Origin of the sequence: Maricaulis sp., from assembly GCF_017642925.1 — a bacterium.
GTDB lineage: Bacteria > Pseudomonadota > Alphaproteobacteria > Caulobacterales > Maricaulaceae > Maricaulis.
In genome coordinates this window covers 70,860-90,277 of record NZ_JAEPOL010000003.1, presented here as the reverse complement: position 1 = coordinate 90,277, position 19,418 = coordinate 70,860, and the positions used below count along the sequence as shown (strand labels likewise).

General features: G+C 64.4%; 15 protein-coding genes. 10 read left to right on the top strand and 5 right to left on the bottom strand.

The window, feature by feature from the left end:
• Nucleotides 1–146 precede the first annotated feature (146 nt).
• The gene (gene clpB, locus JJ918_RS03380; RefSeq protein ID WP_291883258.1) at nt 147–2,759 is read left to right on the top strand and encodes an ATP-dependent chaperone ClpB; all 2,613 of its coding nucleotides are present in this window, start codon (nt 147–149) and stop codon (nt 2,757–2,759) included.
• 42 nt (nt 2,760–2,801) lie between these two features.
• On the opposite strand, the gene JJ918_RS03375 is transcribed toward clpB, so the two are convergent.
• Nucleotides 2,802–3,236, bottom strand: coding sequence for a glyoxalase superfamily protein (locus tag JJ918_RS03375; RefSeq protein ID WP_291883255.1), 435 nt, complete (start codon nt 3,234–3,236; stop codon nt 2,802–2,804).
• Nucleotides 3,237–3,474: 238 nt separating this feature from the next.
• Nucleotides 3,475–4,959 (bottom strand): peptidoglycan DD-metalloendopeptidase family protein, encoded by a 1,485-nt coding sequence (locus JJ918_RS03370; RefSeq protein ID WP_291883252.1) that lies wholly within the window; start codon nt 4,957–4,959, stop codon nt 3,475–3,477.
• Between the two features lie 232 nt (nt 4,960–5,191).
• On the opposite strand from JJ918_RS03370, the gene chpT reads away from it, so the two are divergent.
• The 6 genes from chpT to JJ918_RS03340 all read left to right on the top strand — a co-directional run bounded on the left by chpT (nt 5,192) and on the right by JJ918_RS03340 (nt 11,678).
• Complete coding sequence (chpT, locus tag JJ918_RS03365) at nt 5,192–5,863, top strand: histidine phosphotransferase ChpT (protein WP_291883250.1); 672 nt, start codon at nt 5,192–5,194, stop codon at nt 5,861–5,863.
• A 130-nt stretch (nt 5,864–5,993) separates the two neighbouring features.
• The gene (locus JJ918_RS03360; RefSeq protein WP_291883247.1) at nt 5,994–8,780 is read left to right on the top strand and encodes a chemotaxis protein CheA; all 2,787 of its coding nucleotides are present in this window, start codon (nt 5,994–5,996) and stop codon (nt 8,778–8,780) included.
• A complete protein-coding gene (locus JJ918_RS03355) occupies nt 8,777–9,262 on the top strand; it encodes a chemotaxis protein CheW (RefSeq protein ID WP_291883243.1) in 486 nt (161 codons plus the stop codon). The genes JJ918_RS03360 and JJ918_RS03355 overlap by 4 nt, the downstream gene beginning before the upstream one ends.
• Before the next feature lie 13 nt (nt 9,263–9,275).
• A complete protein-coding gene (locus tag JJ918_RS03350; RefSeq protein ID WP_291883240.1) occupies nt 9,276–9,650 on the top strand; it encodes a response regulator in 375 nt (124 codons plus the stop codon).
• Between the two features lie 10 nt (nt 9,651–9,660).
• Nucleotides 9,661–10,839 (top strand): chemotaxis response regulator protein-glutamate methylesterase, encoded by a 1,179-nt coding sequence (locus JJ918_RS03345; RefSeq protein WP_291883237.1) that lies wholly within the window; start codon nt 9,661–9,663, stop codon nt 10,837–10,839.
• A 2-nt stretch (nt 10,840–10,841) separates the two neighbouring features.
• A complete protein-coding gene (locus JJ918_RS03340; protein WP_291883234.1) occupies nt 10,842–11,678 on the top strand; it encodes a protein-glutamate O-methyltransferase CheR in 837 nt (278 codons plus the stop codon).
• 171 nt (nt 11,679–11,849) lie between these two features.
• Here JJ918_RS03340 and ctrA read toward each other — a convergent pair whose 3' ends face one another.
• Nucleotides 11,850–12,545 carry a response regulator transcription factor CtrA gene (ctrA, locus tag JJ918_RS03335; protein WP_271185652.1) on the bottom strand — a complete coding sequence of 232 codons (696 nt, stop codon included), beginning with the start codon at nt 12,543–12,545 and terminating at the stop codon, nt 11,850–11,852.
• 528 nt (nt 12,546–13,073) lie between these two features.
• On the opposite strand from ctrA, the gene fliI reads away from it, so the two are divergent.
• Nucleotides 13,074–14,417, top strand: coding sequence for a flagellar protein export ATPase FliI (gene fliI, locus JJ918_RS03330; RefSeq protein WP_367277631.1), 1,344 nt, complete (start codon nt 13,074–13,076; stop codon nt 14,415–14,417).
• A complete protein-coding gene (fliJ, locus tag JJ918_RS03325) occupies nt 14,414–14,830 on the top strand; it encodes a flagellar export protein FliJ (RefSeq protein ID WP_291883230.1) in 417 nt (138 codons plus the stop codon). The genes fliI and fliJ overlap by 4 nt, the downstream gene beginning before the upstream one ends.
• Nucleotides 14,831–15,217: 387 nt before the next feature.
• Here the strand turns inward: fliJ and JJ918_RS03320 are convergent, their stop codons facing one another.
• Nucleotides 15,218–17,302: a TonB-dependent receptor gene (locus tag JJ918_RS03320; protein ID WP_291883227.1), complete on the bottom strand. Its 2,085-nt coding sequence runs from the start codon at nt 17,300–17,302 to the stop codon at nt 15,218–15,220.
• Nucleotides 17,303–17,435: 133 nt separating this feature from the next.
• Here JJ918_RS03320 and JJ918_RS03315 point away from each other — a divergent pair, with 133 nt between their 5' ends.
• A complete protein-coding gene (locus JJ918_RS03315) occupies nt 17,436–18,434 on the top strand; it encodes a DUF6607 family protein (protein ID WP_291883225.1) in 999 nt (332 codons plus the stop codon).
• Between the two features lie 3 nt (nt 18,435–18,437).
• Here JJ918_RS03315 and JJ918_RS03310 read toward each other — a convergent pair whose 3' ends face one another.
• Entirely contained in the window at nt 18,438–19,400 is a 963-nt protein-coding gene (locus JJ918_RS03310; RefSeq protein ID WP_291883223.1) for a LysR family transcriptional regulator, read from the bottom strand.
• Nucleotides 19,401–19,418 lie beyond the last annotated feature (18 nt).

The window sequence follows — 19,418 nt, the reverse complement described above, 5'->3', positions numbered from 1 at the left end:
CTGTTGGTGAGGCAGGGGCAGAATGTCGCGACCCGTCCACTTGTGTGACTCAATGGCCACACCTACATCAGGGTCGGAACGCGGTGCCGTCGTGCTTGATCAAGGCGACAGGCCGCACGTTATCTCGCCTGATTTGGGAGATCGATATGGATTTTGAGAAATATACAGACCGTGCGCGGTCGATCGTCCAGGCTGCCCAGGGCCTGGCGCTGAAGTCGAACCACCAGCAATTCGCCCCCGAGCACGTGCTCAAGGCGCTGCTCGACGACGAGGCGGGGCTTGCCGCCAATCTCATCGAGGCCGCCGGCGGCCGCATCCGCCAGGTGCAGGACGGCACCGCCCAGGCGCTCGCCGCCATTCCCAAGGTGGAAGGCGGGCAGGGCAAGCTCTACCTCGCGCCGGACACCGCCAAGGTATTCGGGGCCGCCGAGGAAGCGGCCCAGAAGGCCGGCGACCAGTACATCACCGCCGAACGCCTGCTGCAGGCGATCAGCCTGACCGCCGGCAACAAGGCCTATGATGTGCTCAAGGCCTCCGGCGTCACGCCGCAGGCGCTCAACACGGCGATCAACGATCTGCGCCAGGGCCGCACCGCCGACAGCCAGTCGGCCGAGGACAGCTATGAGGCGCTGAAGAAATATGCCCGCGACCTCACCGAAGTCGCGCGCGAAGGCAAGCTCGATCCGGTGATCGGCCGCGACGAGGAAATCCGCCGCGCCATCCAGGTCCTCTCCCGCCGCACCAAGAACAATCCCGTCCTGATCGGCGAGCCCGGCGTGGGCAAGACCGCCATCGCGGAAGGTCTGGCCCTGCGCATCGTCAATGGCGATGTGCCGGAGAGCCTGAAAGAGAAAAAACTGCTGGCGCTGGACATGGGCGCGCTGATCGCCGGTGCGAAATATCGCGGCGAGTTCGAGGAACGCCTGAAGTCCGTGCTGAACGAGGTGCAGTCGGCCAATGGCCAGATCATCCTCTTCATCGACGAGATGCACACGCTGGTCGGTGCCGGCAAGGCGGACGGCGCGATGGATGCGTCCAACCTGCTGAAGCCGGCCCTGGCGCGCGGCGAGCTGCATTGTGTCGGCGCAACGACGCTCGACGAATACCGCAAGCATGTCGAGAAGGACGCCGCGCTCGCCCGCCGTTTCCAGCCGGTCATGGTGGAAGAGCCGACCGTCGAGGACACGGTGTCGATCCTGCGCGGCCTGAAGGAGAAGTATGAGGTGCACCATGGCGTGCGCATCGCCGACAGCGCCATTGTCGCTGCCGCCAATCTCTCCAACCGCTACATCACCGACCGTTTCCTGCCGGACAAGGCCATCGACCTGATGGACGAGGCCGCCTCGCGCCTGCGCATGCAGGTCGATTCAAAGCCGGAAGAGCTTGACGAGATCGATCGCCGGGCAATCCAGCTGAAGATCGAGGCCGAGGCGCTCAAGAAGGAAAATGATGACGCGTCGAAGGAGCGCCTGAAGACGCTCGAAAAGGAAATCGCCGAGCTGGAAGGCCGGTCGGCCGAGCTGACCGCGACCTGGCGCGCCGAAAAGGAAAAGCTCGCTTCCGCGACCACGATCAAGGAAGCGCTGGAACGGGCACGCAATGATCTGGTCGATGCGGAACGCCGCGGCGATCTGGGCCGGGCGTCCGAGATCAAGTATGGCCGCCTGCCGGAACTTGAGCGCAAGCTGGCCGAGGCCGAGCGGGAAACCGACGGCCAGGACGGCCAGATGGTGCAGGAAGTCGTCGATGACGAGCAGATCGCCCATGTCGTCTCGCGCTGGACCGGCGTGCCGGTCGACAAGATGCTGGAAGGCGAGCGCGACAAGCTCCTGCGCATGGAAGAGGCGCTGCACGGCCGCGTTGTCGGTCAGCAGGCGGCGCTGGAAGCCGTGTCCGACGCGGTCCGCCGGGCGCGGGCCGGTCTGAAGGATCCGGCGCGTCCGATCGGTTCCTTCCTCTTCCTCGGCCCCACGGGCGTCGGCAAGACCGAGCTGACCAAGGCGCTCGCAGAATTCCTGTTCGACGACGAGACCGCGGTCACGCGGATGGACATGTCGGAATACATGGAGAAACACTCCGTCGCCCGCATGATCGGCGCGCCTCCGGGCTATGTCGGTTATGAGGAGGGCGGTGCCCTGACCGAAGCCGTGCGCCGCCGGCCCTACCAGGTCGTGCTGCTGGACGAGATCGAGAAGGCGCACCCGGACGTGTTCAACGTGCTCTTGCAGGTGCTCGACGATGGACGCCTGACCGACGGCCAGGGCCGCACGGTGGATTTCCGCAATACGATCATCATCATGACGTCGAATCTCGGCGCCGAATTCCTGCAACAGGTCGAGGATGCCGAACAGGCCCGCGACCAGGTGATGACGGCCGTGCGCGGACATTTCCGGCCGGAATTCCTCAACCGGGTCGACGAGATCATCCTGTTCCGCAAACTGGCGCAGGAGCATATGGGCGCCATTGTCGATATACAGATCGAGCGTCTCGCCCACCTCTTGGAAGATCGCCGCATGACGATCGAGCTGGACGGCAGCGCCCGCGACTGGCTGGCCGCCAAGGGCTATGACCCGGCCTATGGCGCGCGTCCGCTCAAGCGGGTGATCCAGAAGGAGCTGCAGGATCCGCTGGCCCGGCTGCTGCTGGAAGGCCGCATCAAGGATGGCGACACGATCAAGGTCTCCACCGAGGCCGGCGTGCTCACCGTCAACGGTATCGCCGTCGGCGTTAAACCGCCGCTCCAGGCCGTGGTGAACTGATGAAGAGGGCGGGCCCGGGTGATCCCCGGGCCCGCTTCTTTTCTACATCCGGATTTCCAGATGCGGGCGTCCGTCCGATGTCCGCGACGCCGAGACGCCATTGCGGCCGATCGTGCCGTTCACGCGCTTGCGCCAGGCCGAGAAACTGTCGAACGTCACCACGTCGACAGCCTCGTCCAGATCCAGCGTCACACGATAGCGCGCGCCGTCATTCAGCCGGGTCAGGCCGATCACCTCGGCGGTAAAGGCCTGGCCGAGATAGGTGCCGGACACCTTCGCGCCTAGCGACAGAAGTTCGGCCGGACGATTGCCGGTTGCGGCGTGGATCGTGTTCCAGTCGCGATAGCCGTATTGCCGGGCGACAAGCTCCAGCGCTTCGGAATGGGAAATGAAATTGCCCTCCGCCTCGAGCGATTTGCGCAGGCGTTTCGCCTGGGCCTTCAGCCCGTCGAGCGCAGGGAGGAGTTGGGTCGTCATGTCTTCAGCCTCATGCAGGTGCTGCATGCGGTCTTCTCGATGGGTGCCCGCCTTGCCATCCCGCCGCACAGCAACTGTTTCGGCAAAGATCATGTCCGGGAGAATTTCACCGTGGCTCGCGCCTGCGGGCGGCAGGCATCTCCCATGCCCGAAAGCTTCACATAGTGCGACACTGGCGCAACGTCAATGTTGCCCCAATGCCGCACCTATGTATCCGGTATGAGGGTGTCGTGACGGCCTACTGGGCGCCGTTCCCGGAATCGGCCATCATCGGCGCATTGCCGCTCGATGCCGACGGTGCCGCGTCGCGGATTTCCAGGATCCGGTCCCGCTCGGCTTCGAACAGCGCGATCTCGTTATCCGCCAGCTGGCGGCCGGTCGGCAGGTCGAGCGTCATCGGGTTCACCGGATTGCCGTTGTGGTGAACTTCATAATGCAGGTGCGGACCGGTCGAGCGGCCGGTCGTGCCGACATAGCCGATGGTCTGGCCCTGGGTCACGCGCGTCCCGGCACGAATGCCGCGGGCGATATTGTTGAGGTGCGCATAGGCTGTCTGATAGCCGTTGGCGTGGCGGATGCGGATATAATTGCCGAAGCTGCCGAACCGGTTGGCCCGTTCCACGACACCATTGCCCGCGGCCATGATCGGTGTACCGGTCGGGGCCGCGAAATCGGTGCCGTTATGGCGGCGCGTATAGCCGAGGATCGGGTGACGGCGTGCGCGCGAGAAGTGCGAGGACAGGCGCGCACCATTGATCGGCGTGAGCATCAGCAGGCGTTCGACGCTGGCGCCGTCCGCCGAGTAGTAGCCGACAATCCCGTCCGGTGTCTCGAAACGGAAGAATTCCTTGGGTTCGCCGCGGCCCGCATAGCGCGCATAGAGGATGTCGCCGGTGCGGGCGACATCGCCCTCATCGTCGATCATGCGCTCGAACAGAATGTCGAAACCGTCACCCGGCTGGATCGAGCGCTGGAAGTCGATCGCATAGCCCAGAACGCCGGCCAGCTCGACGACCACACGGTCGGTGGCGCCGGCATTGAGCGCGTCGACATAGAGCGAGGTGTTGATCTCGCCGGTTGCGCGCACGAGTTCCCGTTCGAATGTCGCCTGGGTTTCGCGGGCGCGATAATCATCGTCCCACGTCCGGGCAACGGTGATCGACCGTTCGACATCGGGCCGGAAGGACAAGCCGTTCAGGCGAACTGCCGAAGCCTCGTCGCCGCCTTCAGCGTCGGGCGTCGTCTCGACATAGAGCCGGATGCGCTCGCCGACGGGCAGACGGCGCAGATCGTAAACCGTGCTGAGCGCGGAAATGGCGCGCGCGGCCTCGACGCGGTCAATGCCGGCATCGTCGAGCAGGCCGGCGAGCGTGCCGCCGCTGGGCACCACCCGTTCAACCTGGATCGTCGTGGCACAGTTCACGCAATCGGTGAAAGCGGAATAATTCAGTTCGACCGGGTCGAGCGCCGCCGCCAGCGTCATCGGCGGTGGCTGCAGCACCTCCTGGTTCGACGCGACCTGGCTCGCTTCGGCCAGCAGCTGACTGTTGTCGGCGACCGGTGTGTCGAGCGCTGTCTGGCGGTCGATGGGAGACGCATCGCTTTGCGGCTCGTTGCTGGTCATGAGGGCTATAAGAAGCACCGCGGAGAGTGTCAGGCTGGCAGCAGCCACAAGGCCACGGGTGCGGTGGGTGTCGGCACGGGATACGTCAAATCCGGACATGTCGGCGTCCATACTCCGGTCAGCTCGTTAACACACGGCGTGTCACACGTGATGTCTAGCAAGTCTCGCGCCGCCCGAAGCTGTACTGCCCCGGAATGGCCGAGCGCCCCCTCAAAAGCCGTGTGAACCATGGCTTGGACCGATCCGGTTGCCAAGTCCTTTACGGCGGAGCATTGCAGATTTGACTGCGAAAAGGGGCGAGAGGCAGCGAGAATCGTGTATCGATGACGACATGCTCGACGAATTTCCCTCCGAACTGACCGCCGAACAGCTCGCCGCACTGCTGTGCGCGCGGCTTTGCCATGACCTTGTCAGCCCCGTTTCGGCCCTGGGTGCAGCCCTGAGCGTTCTGGACGACAAGGACTCGGCAGACATGCATGAGGACGCGATGGGTCTGGTGCGTGAAAGTGCCCGCCAGGCCCAGGCGAAGCTGGAATTCTCGCGTCTCGCATTCGGGGCCGGCGGATCGGCTCCGGGTATCCTGGATACCCGGGAACTGCGCCGGCTGACCGAGAACATGTTCTCGGCCTTCAAGCCGGAGATTGTCTGGAAAGTCGAGGCTTCGGGGCTGGAGAAGGCCGCCGCACGCCTGCTGCTCAATCTGTGCACGCTCGGCGTCGATGCAGCCCCACGCGGCGGCACGGTGACGGTGGAGGCGACGGATGCTGCCGGCGGTGCGCGTCTGCGTATTGTTACGGAAGGCCCGCGGGCCCGGCTGGAGGCGGGTACCGCGCTTGCCCTGGAAGGCCAGGCGCCGGAGCACGGTTTCGACGGACGCTCGATCCAGCCCTACTATACAGCGCTCATCGCGCGCTCGGCCGGCGGCCGCGTCAGTGCACACGCGGATGGCGAGCGTGTGGAATTCGTGGCTCTGGTCAAACCGCCGGAAGGCATGATCGGCTAGGCCTGCAAGGCGAAGCCAAACCAGATAATATTCTATTCGTATTGTAGATGAGAATAGGCTCTCCGAGCCAACAGTCCGTTAACTAAGGGCTGGCAGGTTGTGCTGGAATCAAGACCGCACGGGGCCTGCCATGGATGATCTCATCAGCGAGTTTTTGACGGAAACAGCCGAAAGCCTGGACGTCATCGACGCGGAGCTGGTGCGTTTCGAGAATAACCCGGAAGACCGGGCCATTCTCGACAACATTTTCCGCCTTCTCCACACCATCAAAGGGACTTGCGGCTTCCTGGGCCTTCCCCGCCTGGAAGCTGTCGCTCACGCTGGCGAAACGCTGCTGGGCAAGTTCCGCGACGGCGAACTGGCTGTATCGCCGCCGATGGTGACGCTCGTCCTCGAGGCGATCGACCAGATCAAGGTGCTGCTGGAATCGCTCGAGGAAACCGGCGCCGAGCCGGCCGGCGAAGACAGCGCCCTGATCGCCAAGCTCGAAGATGCGGCGATGGGCAAGCTGGAAGGTGCCGTCCAGCCGGACGCGCCGCAGAAGCCTGAAAACTGGGACGAAGACCTTGGCCGCGAACTGCGTCCGGGCGAAGTCTCGCTGGCCGATCTGGAAGCGGCCTTCCAGAGCGCCGATGTTGAACCTGCCAATGATCCGGGCGAAGCCGCGCCGGCAGAGAGTGCGCCGGTGCAGCACCTCGGCGTCGGCGATTTCGATCCGGAACTGGGACGCGAACTGCGTCCGGGTGAAGTATCCGCTGCCGAACTCGAAGCGGCCTTCATGAGCGCCGATGTCGACCCGGGTAATGAGCCGGAAGCGCCCAAGGCGTTCATCACCGACGATATGAGCCATGAAGAAGCGCTGCAGTCGGCGATGGCCGAGCTGAAGGGCGTCGATCACGTCGCCGGTGGTGAAGGTGGTCCGCGTGTCCAGCAGACGGTGCGTGTCACAGTGGACGTGCTGGAAGGTCTGATGACGACCGTTTCCGAGCTCGTGCTGACCCGCAACCAGCTGATGCAGACCATTCGCGGCATGGAAGACGAGGAGCTCAAGGGGCCCCTCCAGCGCCTGTCTGCCGTTACCGGCGAGCTGCAGGACGGGGTCATGAAGACCCGCATGCAGCCGATCGGCGACGCCTGGCGCAAGCTGCCGCGCATCATTCGCGACGTCTCGACGGATCTCGGCAAGAAGATCGAACTGGTCATGGAAGGCCAGGACACCGAGCTGGACCGTCAGGTGCTCGAGCTGATCAAGGACCCGCTCACCCACATGGTCCGCAACTCGGCCGATCACGGCCTCGAGATGCCGGCCGACCGGGTCAAGGCCGGCAAGCCCGAGAAGGGCCGGATCAAGCTGTCCGCCTATCATGAAGGCGGTCACATCATCATCTCCATTTCCGATGACGGGAAGGGACTGGACACCAAGCGCATCGGCGAGAAGGCCCTGGAGAAGGGGCTGACCACGCACGACGAGCTGGAGCGGATGACCGAAGCGCAGATTCACCGCTTCATCTTCGCACCGGGCTTCTCGACGGCGGCCAAGGTGACCAACCTGTCCGGCCGCGGTGTCGGCATGGACGTGGTGCGTACGAATATCGAGCAGATCGGCGGCGTGGTGGACGTGGCGTCCACGGCTGGCCGCGGCTCGCATTTCTCGATCAAGATCCCGCTGACCCTAGCCATCGTGTCGGCCCTGATCGTCGGCTGCGACGAACAGCGCTTCGCGATCCCGCAACTGGCTGTGCGCGAACTGGTGCGCGTCGGTGCCGGGTCCGAGCACACGGTCGAAAAACTGCACGGTGCCCGCGTGATGCGTCTGCGCGATCGCCTGATGCCGATTGTCGACCTGCACGATGTGCTGGGTGTCGGCGAAGCCTATAGCGGCGGTGAAGACGAAGCGGCCTTCGTGGTCGTGCTCGACGCCGGCGGCCGCAATGTCGGCCTCGTCGTCGACAATGTCCTCGACACCGAGGAAATCGTCGTGAAGCCGCTCTCGGAATCGCTGCGCAATGTGTCGGCCTATTCCGGTGCGACCATCCTGGGCGACGGCTCTGTCATCATGATCCTCGATCCGAACGGCCTGGCCGGCGAGATCGTCTCGGCGATGGAAGAGGAGGCCGTGAACGACATGGCCAGCGCTTCGGTCACCGAACTGGCACAGCAGACCCAGCGTCTGCTCCTGGTCCGCGCCGGCGGTACGGAACCCAAGGCGGTTCCGCTGGCCCTCGTCACGCGCCTGGAAGAGTTCGAGCCGGATACCATCGAGACCACCAATGGCCGCCAGGTTGTCCAGTATCGTGGCCGCCTGATGCCGATCGTGCCGCTGGGCTCGGAAATCCGCTGCACGGAAGGCCAGCGTCTGCCGGTCCTCGTCTTCGCCGAGAACCACACGGCCATCGGCCTCGCCGTCGACCAGATCGTCGACGTCGTCGAGGAACGCGTCGACATGCAGATGTCGTCGGACAAGCAGGGCGTCATCGGGTCTGCCATCATCAAGGGCAAGGCCACGGATGTGGTCGATATCGCCTGGTATCTCGACCAGTCGCGCGCCAGCGATATCCAGCGCCGCTCGGCCTCGCGCCGCCGCAAGGTCCTGCTGGTCGATGCCGATGCCTTTGCCCGCCGCATGATCGCGCCGCTGCTGGCTGCCGCCGGCTATGACGTGACGCCGGCCGGCGGCATGCACGAGGTCAAGTCGATTGCCGAAGCGGGCGAGCATTTCGATGCGCTCGTCGGCGACCCGGCGGCTCTCGATCGCATCCGCAATGAAGGCATGTGGACCAATCTGCCGGCCCTGGCTGTCACGGACTGGCCCGAAGATACACCGGCCGACGGCCTCACGGTCGTCCTGCCGCGCTCCGACCGCGGTGCCCTGATTGCCGCGCTCGACGAGGTTTCCCAAGAGGAGAAAGTGGCATGAGCTCGCAGCATAGCGACAATTCCGGCCTCGGCGCCGAAGCGATGAACGAGTACGTGTCCGTCCGTATCGGCGATCAGCTGTTCGGCGCGCCGGTCGATGCGATCCGCGAAGTGTTCGCGCCGCAATCGGTAACGCATGTTCCGCTGGCCCCCGACGAGGTCGCCGGTCTGCTGAACCTGCGCGGCCGTATCGTCACCGCCATCGACGCCCGCCGTCGCCTGGGTCTGACGCCGCGGGAAAAGACGGAGACCGGCATGGCACTCGGTGTCGAACGCGGGAACGAAATCTTCGGACTTATCGTCGACAGTGTCGGTGAAGTGCTGCGTCGCCCGCGGGCCGAACTCGAACCGGTCCCGGCCCATGTCGATGCGCGCTGGCGTTCCATGGTCAAGGGCGTTCACCGGCTGGAGAAGGAACTGCTCGCAGTTCTCGACGTTTCGGCCGTCATCGGTACGGCTGGCCAGACCAACAAGGCTGCCTAGCGGAGGGTAAGGCATGAAAACCTGTCTCGTCGTGGACGACTCCCGGGTGATCCGGAAAGTCGCTCGCAAAATTCTTGAAGAGCTCGACTTCGAATGTGTCGAAGCGGCGGACGGATCCGAAGCGCTCGACGCCTGCCGCAAGCAGATGCCCGACGCGATCCTGCTCGACTGGAACATGCCGGTCATGAACGGGCTCGACTTCGTCAAGGCGCTGCGCCGGGAAGAGGGCGGTGACAAGCCGGTCGTGGTGTTCTGCACCACCGAGAACGACATGGCGCACATCACCGAAGCCCTGCGTGCGGGTGCCGACGAATACGTCATGAAGCCCTTCGACGGTGAAATCATCGAATCCAAGCTGCAGCAAACCGGATTGCTTCGCGCCTCCTGAGGAGTTTCCCATGCCGGAACTCGCCACCACGGGCGCGGCCGCCAACCCCATTGCCAAGGTTCTCGTGATCGACGACTCCGCTGTCGCACGTGGCCTGATGACCCGCTGGGTCGATGAAGATCCCGATCTCGCGCTTGTCGGCGCGGCGGTCGATGGCGAGCAGGGCCTGAAAAAGGCCGAGGAGCTCAAGCCCGACCTGATCGTGCTCGATGTCGAAATGCCCAAGATGGACGGCCTCGCCGCCCTGCCGCTGCTGCTGAAGGCAGTGCCGGGCTGCAAGGTCGTGATGGCCTCCACACTGACGCGCCGCGGCGGTGAGGTCACCATCCGTGCCCTGTCCATGGGCGCTGCCGACTACGCACCCAAACCGCAGGCCGGCCGCCTGGCCGGTGCCGAGGAGTTCCGCCGCGATCTGCTGTCCAAGCTGAAAGCTCTGGCGCCGCGCCCGATTCCGCCGGTACCCACGGCACGGGACATCCCGTCTTCGCCCGCACCGGCGATCCGCACCATCACGCCGGCACCTGCTGCGCCCAGCGCGCCGGTCCGCAAGGCGTTTGCACCGACGGCACAGCCGCCAGCCTCGCGTGGGGCTGTCGCCCGTCATACGGTGCGCCCGGAAATCATCGCCATCGGTTCCTCCACCGGTGGCCCGCAGGCGCTGCGCGATGTCGTGGCGGCCTTCGGAACCGATATCCGCGTTCCGATCGTGGTGGCCCAGCACATGCCGGCCTTGTTCACCAAGATCCTGGCGGAACACCTGTCCAAGGCCTCGTCCCTGCGCTGCAAGGAAGCCGAGGACGGCGAACGCCTCGTTGCCGGCAGTCTCTACATTGCGCCGGGCGACTTCCATCTGACCGTCCGCAAGGACGCGGCCGGTTTCTACGCGGTGCTCGACCAGACGCCGCCGATCAATTTCTGCCGCCCTGCTGTCGACCCGCTGTTCCAGTCGGTGACCGAGGTGACCGGTGGCAAGGCGCTGGGCATCATCCTTACGGGGATGGGGCATGACGGCCGCGAAGGCTCGCGCATCCTGCGCAATGCCGGCGGCACGATCCTGGCCCAGGACGAAGCAACGAGTGTGGTCTGGGGCATGCCGGGCGCTGTCGCCGCGGCGGGCCTGGCCGACGAAATCCTGCCGCTCAACCGGATCGGTTCGTCGATCGTCCAGCGCGCGAAGAACGGGATGTGACCATGATCAAGATCGAAGACATCACTTTCGTGGCGGCCGAAGCCTACAAGCGTTCCGGCCTCGTCCTGTCGACCGACAAAGGGTATCTGCTGGAAAGCCGTCTGGCGCCGCTGGCACGGGCCGAGGGCTATCCGTCGATCGAGGCGCTGATCGCCGCGGCACGCCGTGAGAGCAGCGATCGCCTGCTCTGGGCGATTACGGAGGCGCTGGCAACGCACGAGACCTTCTTCTTCCGCGACAACACGCCGTTCGACCTGTTCAAGCAGGAAATCCTGCCGGTGCTCTCGCGGGCCCGCGGCAACACGTCGACCATCCGGATCTGGTGCGCCGCCTGTTCGTCGGGCCAGGAACCGTATTCGCTGGCGATGATTCTGGAAGAGGAAAAGGCCCGCCTGGGCGGCCTGCGCTTCGAGATTGTTGCCACCGACATGGCACCGCGCGTGCTGGAAAAGGCCAAGGCCGGCGTCTACTCGCAGTTCGAGGTCCAGCGCGGCCTGGCGATCCAGCGTCTGGTGACGCATTTCGACCAGTCCGGCGACCAGTGGCGCATCAAGCCGAACCTGCGCTCAATGGTGACGTTCCAGAAGCAGAACCTGCTGGAGAACTTCTCCGGCATGGGCACGTTCGACGTCATCTTCTGCCGCAACGTGCTGATCTATTTCGATGCCGACACCAAGAAGCGCATCCTGCAGCGGCTGGCCGCGCAGACCGCGGGCGATGGCTATCTGATCATGGGGGCTGCCGAGACTGTGGTCGGCCTGTCCCAGGACTTTGCACCGGTCGAAGGCCGCCGCGGCCTGTATGGCCGCTCCGGCGCAGCCAAGTCGGCTGCAGCCTGACGCAACAGGGATAGTCCGTACCTGGAACAGGCAAGAGCCCCTGCAGCTGCGCTGCGGGGGCTCTTCTCGTATGGGCCTGGAACGCTGTGCCGGCGGCAGAAATGAACAGGGGACATGAAAAAACCCGGACGTCGCCGCCCGGGTTTTCTCAGGTTCGGTTGTGAGGCCGGATCAGGCGGACGCCTTTTCTTCGACCGGGTCACGCAGCACATAGCCACGGCCCCAGACCGTCTCGATATAGTGTTCGCCACTGGTGGCCGCGGCGAGCTTCTTGCGAAGCTTGCAGATGAAGACGTCGATGATCTTCAGTTCCGGCTCGTCCATGCCGCCATAAAGGTGGTTCAGGAACATTTCCTTGGTGAGCGTCGTCCCCTTGCGCAGGGAGAGCAGCTCGAGCATCTGGTATTCCTTGCCGGTCAGGTGCACGCGCTGGCCATCGACCTCGACCGTCTTGGCGTCGAGGTTCACGGCGATCGAACCGGTGCGGATGATCGACTGGGAATGGCCCTTCGAGCGGCGGACGATGGCGTGGATACGCGCAATCATCTCGTCCTTGTGGAAAGGCTTGGTCATATAGTCGTCGGCGCCGCAGCCCAGGCCGCGCACCTTGTTGTCGATGTCGGCATTGCCCGTGAGGATCAGGATGGGCGTGTCGATCTTCGCCATGCGAAGCGTCTTGAGCACATCGAAGCCCGGCATGTCGGGCAGGTTCAGGTCGAGCAGGATGATGTCGTAATCATACAGCTTGCCCAGATCGACGCCTTCCTCACCGAGGTCGGTCGTATAGATATTGAAGCCGTCGGACTTCAGCATCAGCTCGATGGACTGGGCAGTCGCCCGATCGTCCTCAATAAGAAGAACCCGCATTGGTTCGCCTCCGGTTTCGTTGTGCGGGCGAATCAGTGCCGCCCGGCCTCACGTCTGTGATTAACCTTATTTGGACGCTAGGCGGAAACTCTTAACGAAAGTTAAGCGCTGCTTGACCCCGTTTTGGAATCGTCAATTCGAGAAAAATCTGACGATCCGCTTGATTCGAGAATCCCGTTAACGATTCAGGGGTTAACGCGTGTGATGAATCCCCTGGCGGCGTAATTTTTCGCAAATTGATCAAATATAACGTGCATAAAGTATAGCCTCCGAAAGGCGCGATCTGCCCGTTCTGGAACGGAAAATTGGCTCAGGAACCCGTCATGGAGGGGGTTCCAAGTTTTCCACAGGACATTGTATCAGCTGCGAGACTCACCTGGTGGAATCGAGTCCGCGCGCTTCCTGGAATCAGCTGTGCGCGGCCATGCAAAAAATGCCGGGTGTTTACGTCGGAGCAACCGCGTTGGGTATATTGTCTCCGGGAACTGGCATTTTCGCCACAGGAAGCAGGGCGGGATCTCCCGTATGATGCAGACCCTCATCGATCGCATCGATCGCCTCGACGACCGGGTGCTGGAAGGACGGATTACCGCCCTGAACGGCCTGCTCGTCGAAGCCGAGGGCCCCAAGGCGGGGCTCTCGCTGGGCGCGCATGCCCTGATCGAGACGGGCGAGGGTGTCGCGGAATGCGAGATCGTCGGCTTCCGCGGCGAAACCGCCCTGATGATGCCCTTCGGTCCGCTGGAAGGTGTGCGTCCCGGAGCCCGGGTCCGCCTGCAGCCCGAAGCTGCCCGCGTTCGTCCGTCGCAGGCCTGGCTGGGTCGCGTGCTAGATGGCTTCGGCCGTCCGCTGGACAATGGTCCGCCACTCACCGAAGGCGGTGTTCCTTATCCGCTCAAGGGCAATCCGCCGGGCGCGCACGGTCGCGCGCGGCTGGGCACCAAGCTCGATCTGGGTGTCCGTGTGCTCAACGCCTTCGTGCCGATGCGGCGCGGCCAGCGTCTGGGCATCTTCGCGGGCTCGGGGGTCGGCAAGTCGGTTCTCATGTCGATGCTGGCGCGCGCCTGCGATGCCGATGTCATCGTCATCGGCCTGATCGGCGAACGGGGCCGTGAAGCCCGCGAATTCGTCGACGATGTGCTGGGCCCGGAAGGCCGCAAGCGCTCTGTCGTGATTACCGAAACCTCCGACGCGCCGGCCCTGGCACGCCGGCAGGCGGCACACCTCACCCTGACGACCGCGGAATATTTCCGCGACCAGGGCAAGGACGTGCTGTGCCTGATGGACAGTGTGACCCGGTTTGCGCTGGCCCAGCGCGAGATCGGTCTGGCCGCCGGCGAGCCGCCGACGACACGGGGCTATACCCCGTCGGTCTTTGCCGAGCTGCCGCGTCTTCTCGAGCGGGCCGGACCGGGCCCCGAACGCCGTGATGGCGGCCGTCAGGGAACGATCACCGGCCTGTTCACGGTTCTGGTCGATGGTGACGACCACAACGAGCCGATCGCCGATGCCGTTCGCGGCATCCTCGATGGCCATGTCGTGATGAGCCGGGCCATTGCCGAGCGCGGCCGCTATCCCGCGATCGACGTTCTCAAGTCCGTCAGCCGGACGGCACCGGAAGTTTACGACCCGCCGCAGCGCCCGTTTGTGGCTGAAGCGCGCAAACTGCTGTCGGCCTATGCCGATATGGAAGAATTGATCCGGCTGGGGGCTTACACCCAGGGATCGAACCCGGATGTGGACCGGGCAATTGCTCTCAACGAACCGTTGGAAGCATTCCTCGGGCAGCAAAAAGACGAGGCGGCGGACATTCCGTCGACATTCGCGCTGCTGTCCGAGATTTTGGGTGGTGGTGAAGGAGGGCGGTCATGACACGCTCACATGAACCCTTGATCCGGCTGGCCCGGTTCAAGGTTGAAGAACTCCAGAAACAGATGGCAGAGCTCGATCGCTCCCGTCAGGCTCTGATCGACCAGATCGAACGGCTCGAGGCCTCGGTGCCGGAAGAGCAGGCGGTCGCGGCGGAGTCGAAAGAAGGCTTCCTGGCCTATGGCTCCTATGCCCAGGCCGTGATCAAGCGGAAGGAAAACATCCGCCTGTCGCTCGAGGAAGTGGATATCCAGGCCAATGCGCTGCGTGGCCGGCTGTCCGAAGCCTTCCAGGAGCTCAAGAAGTACGAGCTGCTCGAGGAACGGCGTCTGGCCCGGATCGAGAAAGCCGTGCGTGCGGCCGAACAGGACGAGCTGGACGAGATCGCCCAGGTGCGTCATCGCCGCCCCAACTGACGGGCAAGACTGACTGGCGGACAAAAAAGGTCCCGGCCTTGAAGAAGACCGGGACCAATGAGTTCGTAGTTTCCCACCTACGAGGTTCCCCTGGCCGGAGCGGCCGGGAGACATTGAGAGGGCGAGCGGGGAGGCCTCCCGCCCTCTTGAGTGCTTGTGGCCGCATTTCCGAACCGCGAAACCGGTCCCCACTTTCGCTGGAAATGCCGGTCTCTATGGTCGCATTTCCGAACCGCGAAACCGGTCCCCACTTTCGCTGGAAATGCCGGTCTCTATGGGTCGCATTTCCGAACCGCGAAACCGGTCCCCACTTTCGCTGGAAATGCCGGTCTCCATGGGTCGCATTTCCGAACCGCGAAACCGGTCCCCACTTTCGCTGGAAATGCTCTAGAAGTTCTGCGTCCAGCCGATATCGAAGCGCACCGAACGTCCCGGCTCGCTGACGCCGGCGAAAACGCGGTCATAGTCGTGATCCAGCAGGTTCTCGACGCCGGCATTCAGGCTCAGCCCGTGCTCGGCAAACGGCCGCCAGCGGGCATAGACATCCGTCACCACATAACCAGCGCGATGCTCGGCCGGATCCAGCGGTTCGTCATACTCGCCGGCCGCTTCGATGCGGCCGCCCAGGATCAGGCGGTACTGGTCAAAGCTCCAGCGGCCATCGACGAACAGGCGCGTCGGCGCCAGCGAACCGATCGGATCGCCCGACTGGGCATCCTTGCCATCGATCCCCGTCAGCGATGCGTCGAGCGAGAAGGGGCCTTCCGCGAAGCTCGCCTGGATTTCATAGCCCGACAGTTCGGCCGAACCCACATTGCTGCTCTGCGTCGTGCCGGCCGTACAGGGCAGGAAGGGCGGCGCGAAACAGCTGCCGTCGAAGGCGAAGTCGACCGAGAGGTCGATCAGGTTTTCCGCTTCGGTTTCGTACCAGGAGGCGCGCAGGTCCAGCCGGTCGACGCCGACCCGGTCCGCCAGATCGACACCGAAGCCGATTTCCAGCGTTTCGGTTTCTTCGGGCAGCAGGTCCGGATTGGCGATGAAATCGTTCGACACAAAGATCGGCGCGCCGAGGATCGGGTGCGGGAAGGAGAAGTGTGTGCCGTCCAGATAGAGCTCGTTGATGGACGGAGCCCGGAAGGCCTCGCCCCAGCTGACGAAGACGTTGAACGTATCGATCGGCGCATAGGTCAGGCCCAGACGCTGTGAAACGGCGTCGTTCGACACGGCGGCGCTGGACGGTGTCGAGGTCTCGAACTCGTCATAGCGCACGCCCGGCAGAACGATCATGCGGCCGGGCAGGCCGAAGGGCGCCGGACCGTCGAGTTCGAGCTGGACCCAGCCGGCCGTGAACTGGCTGTCGGCATCCGGCGCCCCGCCCCGCGTGCCGTCCGGATCGTCGCTGTCAAAGCCGTCCTGGCTGTCTTCATAGTATTCGCCGCCGACGGTCAGGCCGGCCTCATAGGCACCCAGGTTGAATTCGAAACGCTGGTCGCCGCGAATGCCGACGGTTTCCAGGTCGCGGCGCAATTGCCGGCCGGACACCGTCTCGCGCTCATCGACGCCGGTTTCATTGCGGTAGACCGTCAGTTCCAGGTCCAGCCAGTCGATCGTGCTCGGCGCGATTGCGGCGGTCAGGGTCAGATTGTCGGCCGTGATGTCCTTGTCGACGAGCGCGTTCAGCGAATCGACGCCGGCATTGCCTTGGCCGTTATTGGGCTCGGTGACATCGCCGGAGAAGCTCTGCCAGCTCAGCTCGGCACGCAGGCCGTCGCCGAAATCATTGCCGATCTTGATCAGGCTGGAGAAGGATTCGTCATCGGCCGGCAGGTCATTGCCGGACCCCAGGCTGATATCGCCGGAGGAGCGGGCGGAGACGGAGGCTAGGAAGTCCGCCGTGCCGGCGCGGCCATACACGCTGGCAGAACCGCGGGTTTCCTCGTCGACCGACCGGTAACCGGCGCCGAGGGAATAGCCCCAGCTTTCACCGTCATCCAGCAGGTCATGGGCGTTGGCGGTGCGGAAGGAAACGACACCGCCGGACGCACCGGACCCATAGATCGCCGACGCCGGCCCCCGCACGGCTTCCACGCCAACCAGCAGGGCCGGGTCGATGAAGAAGACGCCGTCATGGCCGGAGGAGTAATTCTGCCGGGCACCATCGAGCAGGAGCGTGGTGTTCTCGCGCCCTTGACCGCGCAGTGCGATCGTCTGGCCGGTGCGGCGCGGGCCGCCGGCAACGTCGAGGCCGGGCATGGAGCGCAGGAGGTCGTCGAGATCTGCCGGGCGCCGCAGGTCCAGTGCTTCCGCGTCGATGGAGGCCGTCATGCCGGGATAAACGAAGGCGTCCAGCTTCGTGTAGGTCGCTTCGACCACGATGACATCGGCATCGTCATTCGTCGCATCCGCGTCCTGGGTCAGGCCCGGAGCGGTGAGGGCAAAGGCGGCAACGCCGGCAAGCAACACGGTTTTCATCTTCGATGTCCCTAGGTGCGAATGATTATCAGTTGCCCGTGTTCTGCCTCTTGCTTTTTGAGATTGCAAGTGAGAATTCTTCTTAGAAACACACGTGTGCCTTTCGGGGCACGTCTGATGGATGAGGGTTTTTATGAAGATCGCCTATCTTGCTGCCGTCGCGGCCGTACTGACCGCCGGCGGTTGCGCCACCACGAACACCGCAGCAGGCGGAGAGGCCGCGGCTGTCGAGCAACTGCCTGAACGCTCCCGCGCCCTTTACGAGCAGGACCGCGAGGCGATCCTGGCGATGCAGGGCGAATACGCGGTGACGTTCGACTTCCGTGAGACGGTGCCCGTGGCCGAAGGCTATGAACTGGCCGAGCCCAAGCTGACGCCGGCCCGTGAAGTCGTGATCGTCGTCGAGGATACCGGCGACTTCATCATGCTTCAGCACCTGCTGATCGTGGGGCCGGAGGAAGAGCCCTTCATCGTCAAGCACTGGCGCCAGGACTGGCGCTATGAGCCGGAAACCGTGCTGGCTTTCCAGGGGCATGACGACTGGACCGTCGAAGCGGTTCCCGCTGCCGAAGCCGCCGGCGCCTGGTCGCAGACCGTCTACCAGGTGGATGACAGCCCGCGCTATGCCGCGGTCGCGCCCTGGACCCATGATGCCGATGGCGTTTCGACCTGGGAGCCGCCGGTCTCCTGGCGCCCACTGCCGCGCCGGGACGATACCACGCGTGACGATTATGATGTGATCGCTGCCGTGAACCGCCACACCGTCATGCCGTGGGGCTGGACCCATGAGCAGGACAATTCCAAGCTTGTCGTCGAGGAAGACGGCGCGGTGCACGAGCTGGTGCGCGAGATCGGCGTGAACACCTATCGCAATACCGATCTGAGCAATGACCAGGCCGCTCACGACTACTGGGCTGCGACCCGGGAATACTGGGAGCTGGTCCGGGGCTACTTCAACCATCTGGAGGCCAGCTCTCGGCGCTTCCATATCGAAGACGATGCCGAAGGAACCCAGCTCTACGGACCGGTGCTCGAGGCAGGCCAGCGCGTCCTGTTCGGTATTGCCACGACCGGCGAAGCCTACGCCGAAGCCGAAGCACTGCTGGACAGCCAGATCACGGTCGTCGAATAAGCCTTACTGGGCGGCGACGACTTCGCGCGGGAGCCCCTGCTGGAATGGCAGGGCCGCCGGCGGCACCGACTGACAGAACCGGACGAGCGCGTCACGCATCCAGCGTGTCGCGCCGTCCAGTTCGAAGCGGCGGTTCCAGTAGAGCGCGATCGGCACGCAGTCGATCTCGAAGGGCAGGGGGTAGGCGGTGATACCGCCTTCATCCACCATCTTCCTGGCGAGCCGGCCGGGCACGGTGGCGACCAGATCAGTCGTCCGCACCAGGTGCGCGACCGTGCCCATATGCTGTGTCGTCACGGCGACGCGGCGGCGATAACCCATCCGGGCCAGCGTCTCGTCAACGTGTGACTCCGAGTCGCCGCGCTGCGAGAAATTCACGTGCGCGAGATCTGCGAACAGCCCGATGTCCGGCATGGCACGGACCCGGGGGTGGTCCGAGCGTACCGTGAAGGCATGCAGGTCCTGCATCACCGTTCTGACCCCGAAGCGCTTGGCCGCCGGCGCTTCCTTGTGCAGCAGGAAATCGAGTTCGCCGGCGTCGAGCATGTCCAGCCCCTCGTCGAGATCGGGCGAGCGCAGGCGCAGATCGATCTGGGGCGCCTCGACTGCCATGTGGGCCATCAGGCCGGGCAGGATGAACAGGTCGAAATAATCTGCGCTGCCGATCCGGAATTCCCGCCGGCACAGGCGCGGATCGAAGGCGGGGCCGCTGTCCAGCGCCTGCTCGATATGCCGCAGTGCCTCGCGGACATCCTTGATGATCTCGACACAGCGTTCCGTGGGTTCGATACCCCGCGGCGAGCGCATGAAAAGCTGGTCGCCGAACGCCGAGCGCAGGCGCGCGAGCGCATTCGACACCGTCGGCTGCGACACGTTCAGCCGCCGCGCCGCCCGCGTCACATTGCGTTCGTGCCAGAGCGCCTCGAAGGTGATCAGCAGATTCAGATCGACATGCTTGAGCGACATGATGGCCATCCTTTGCGC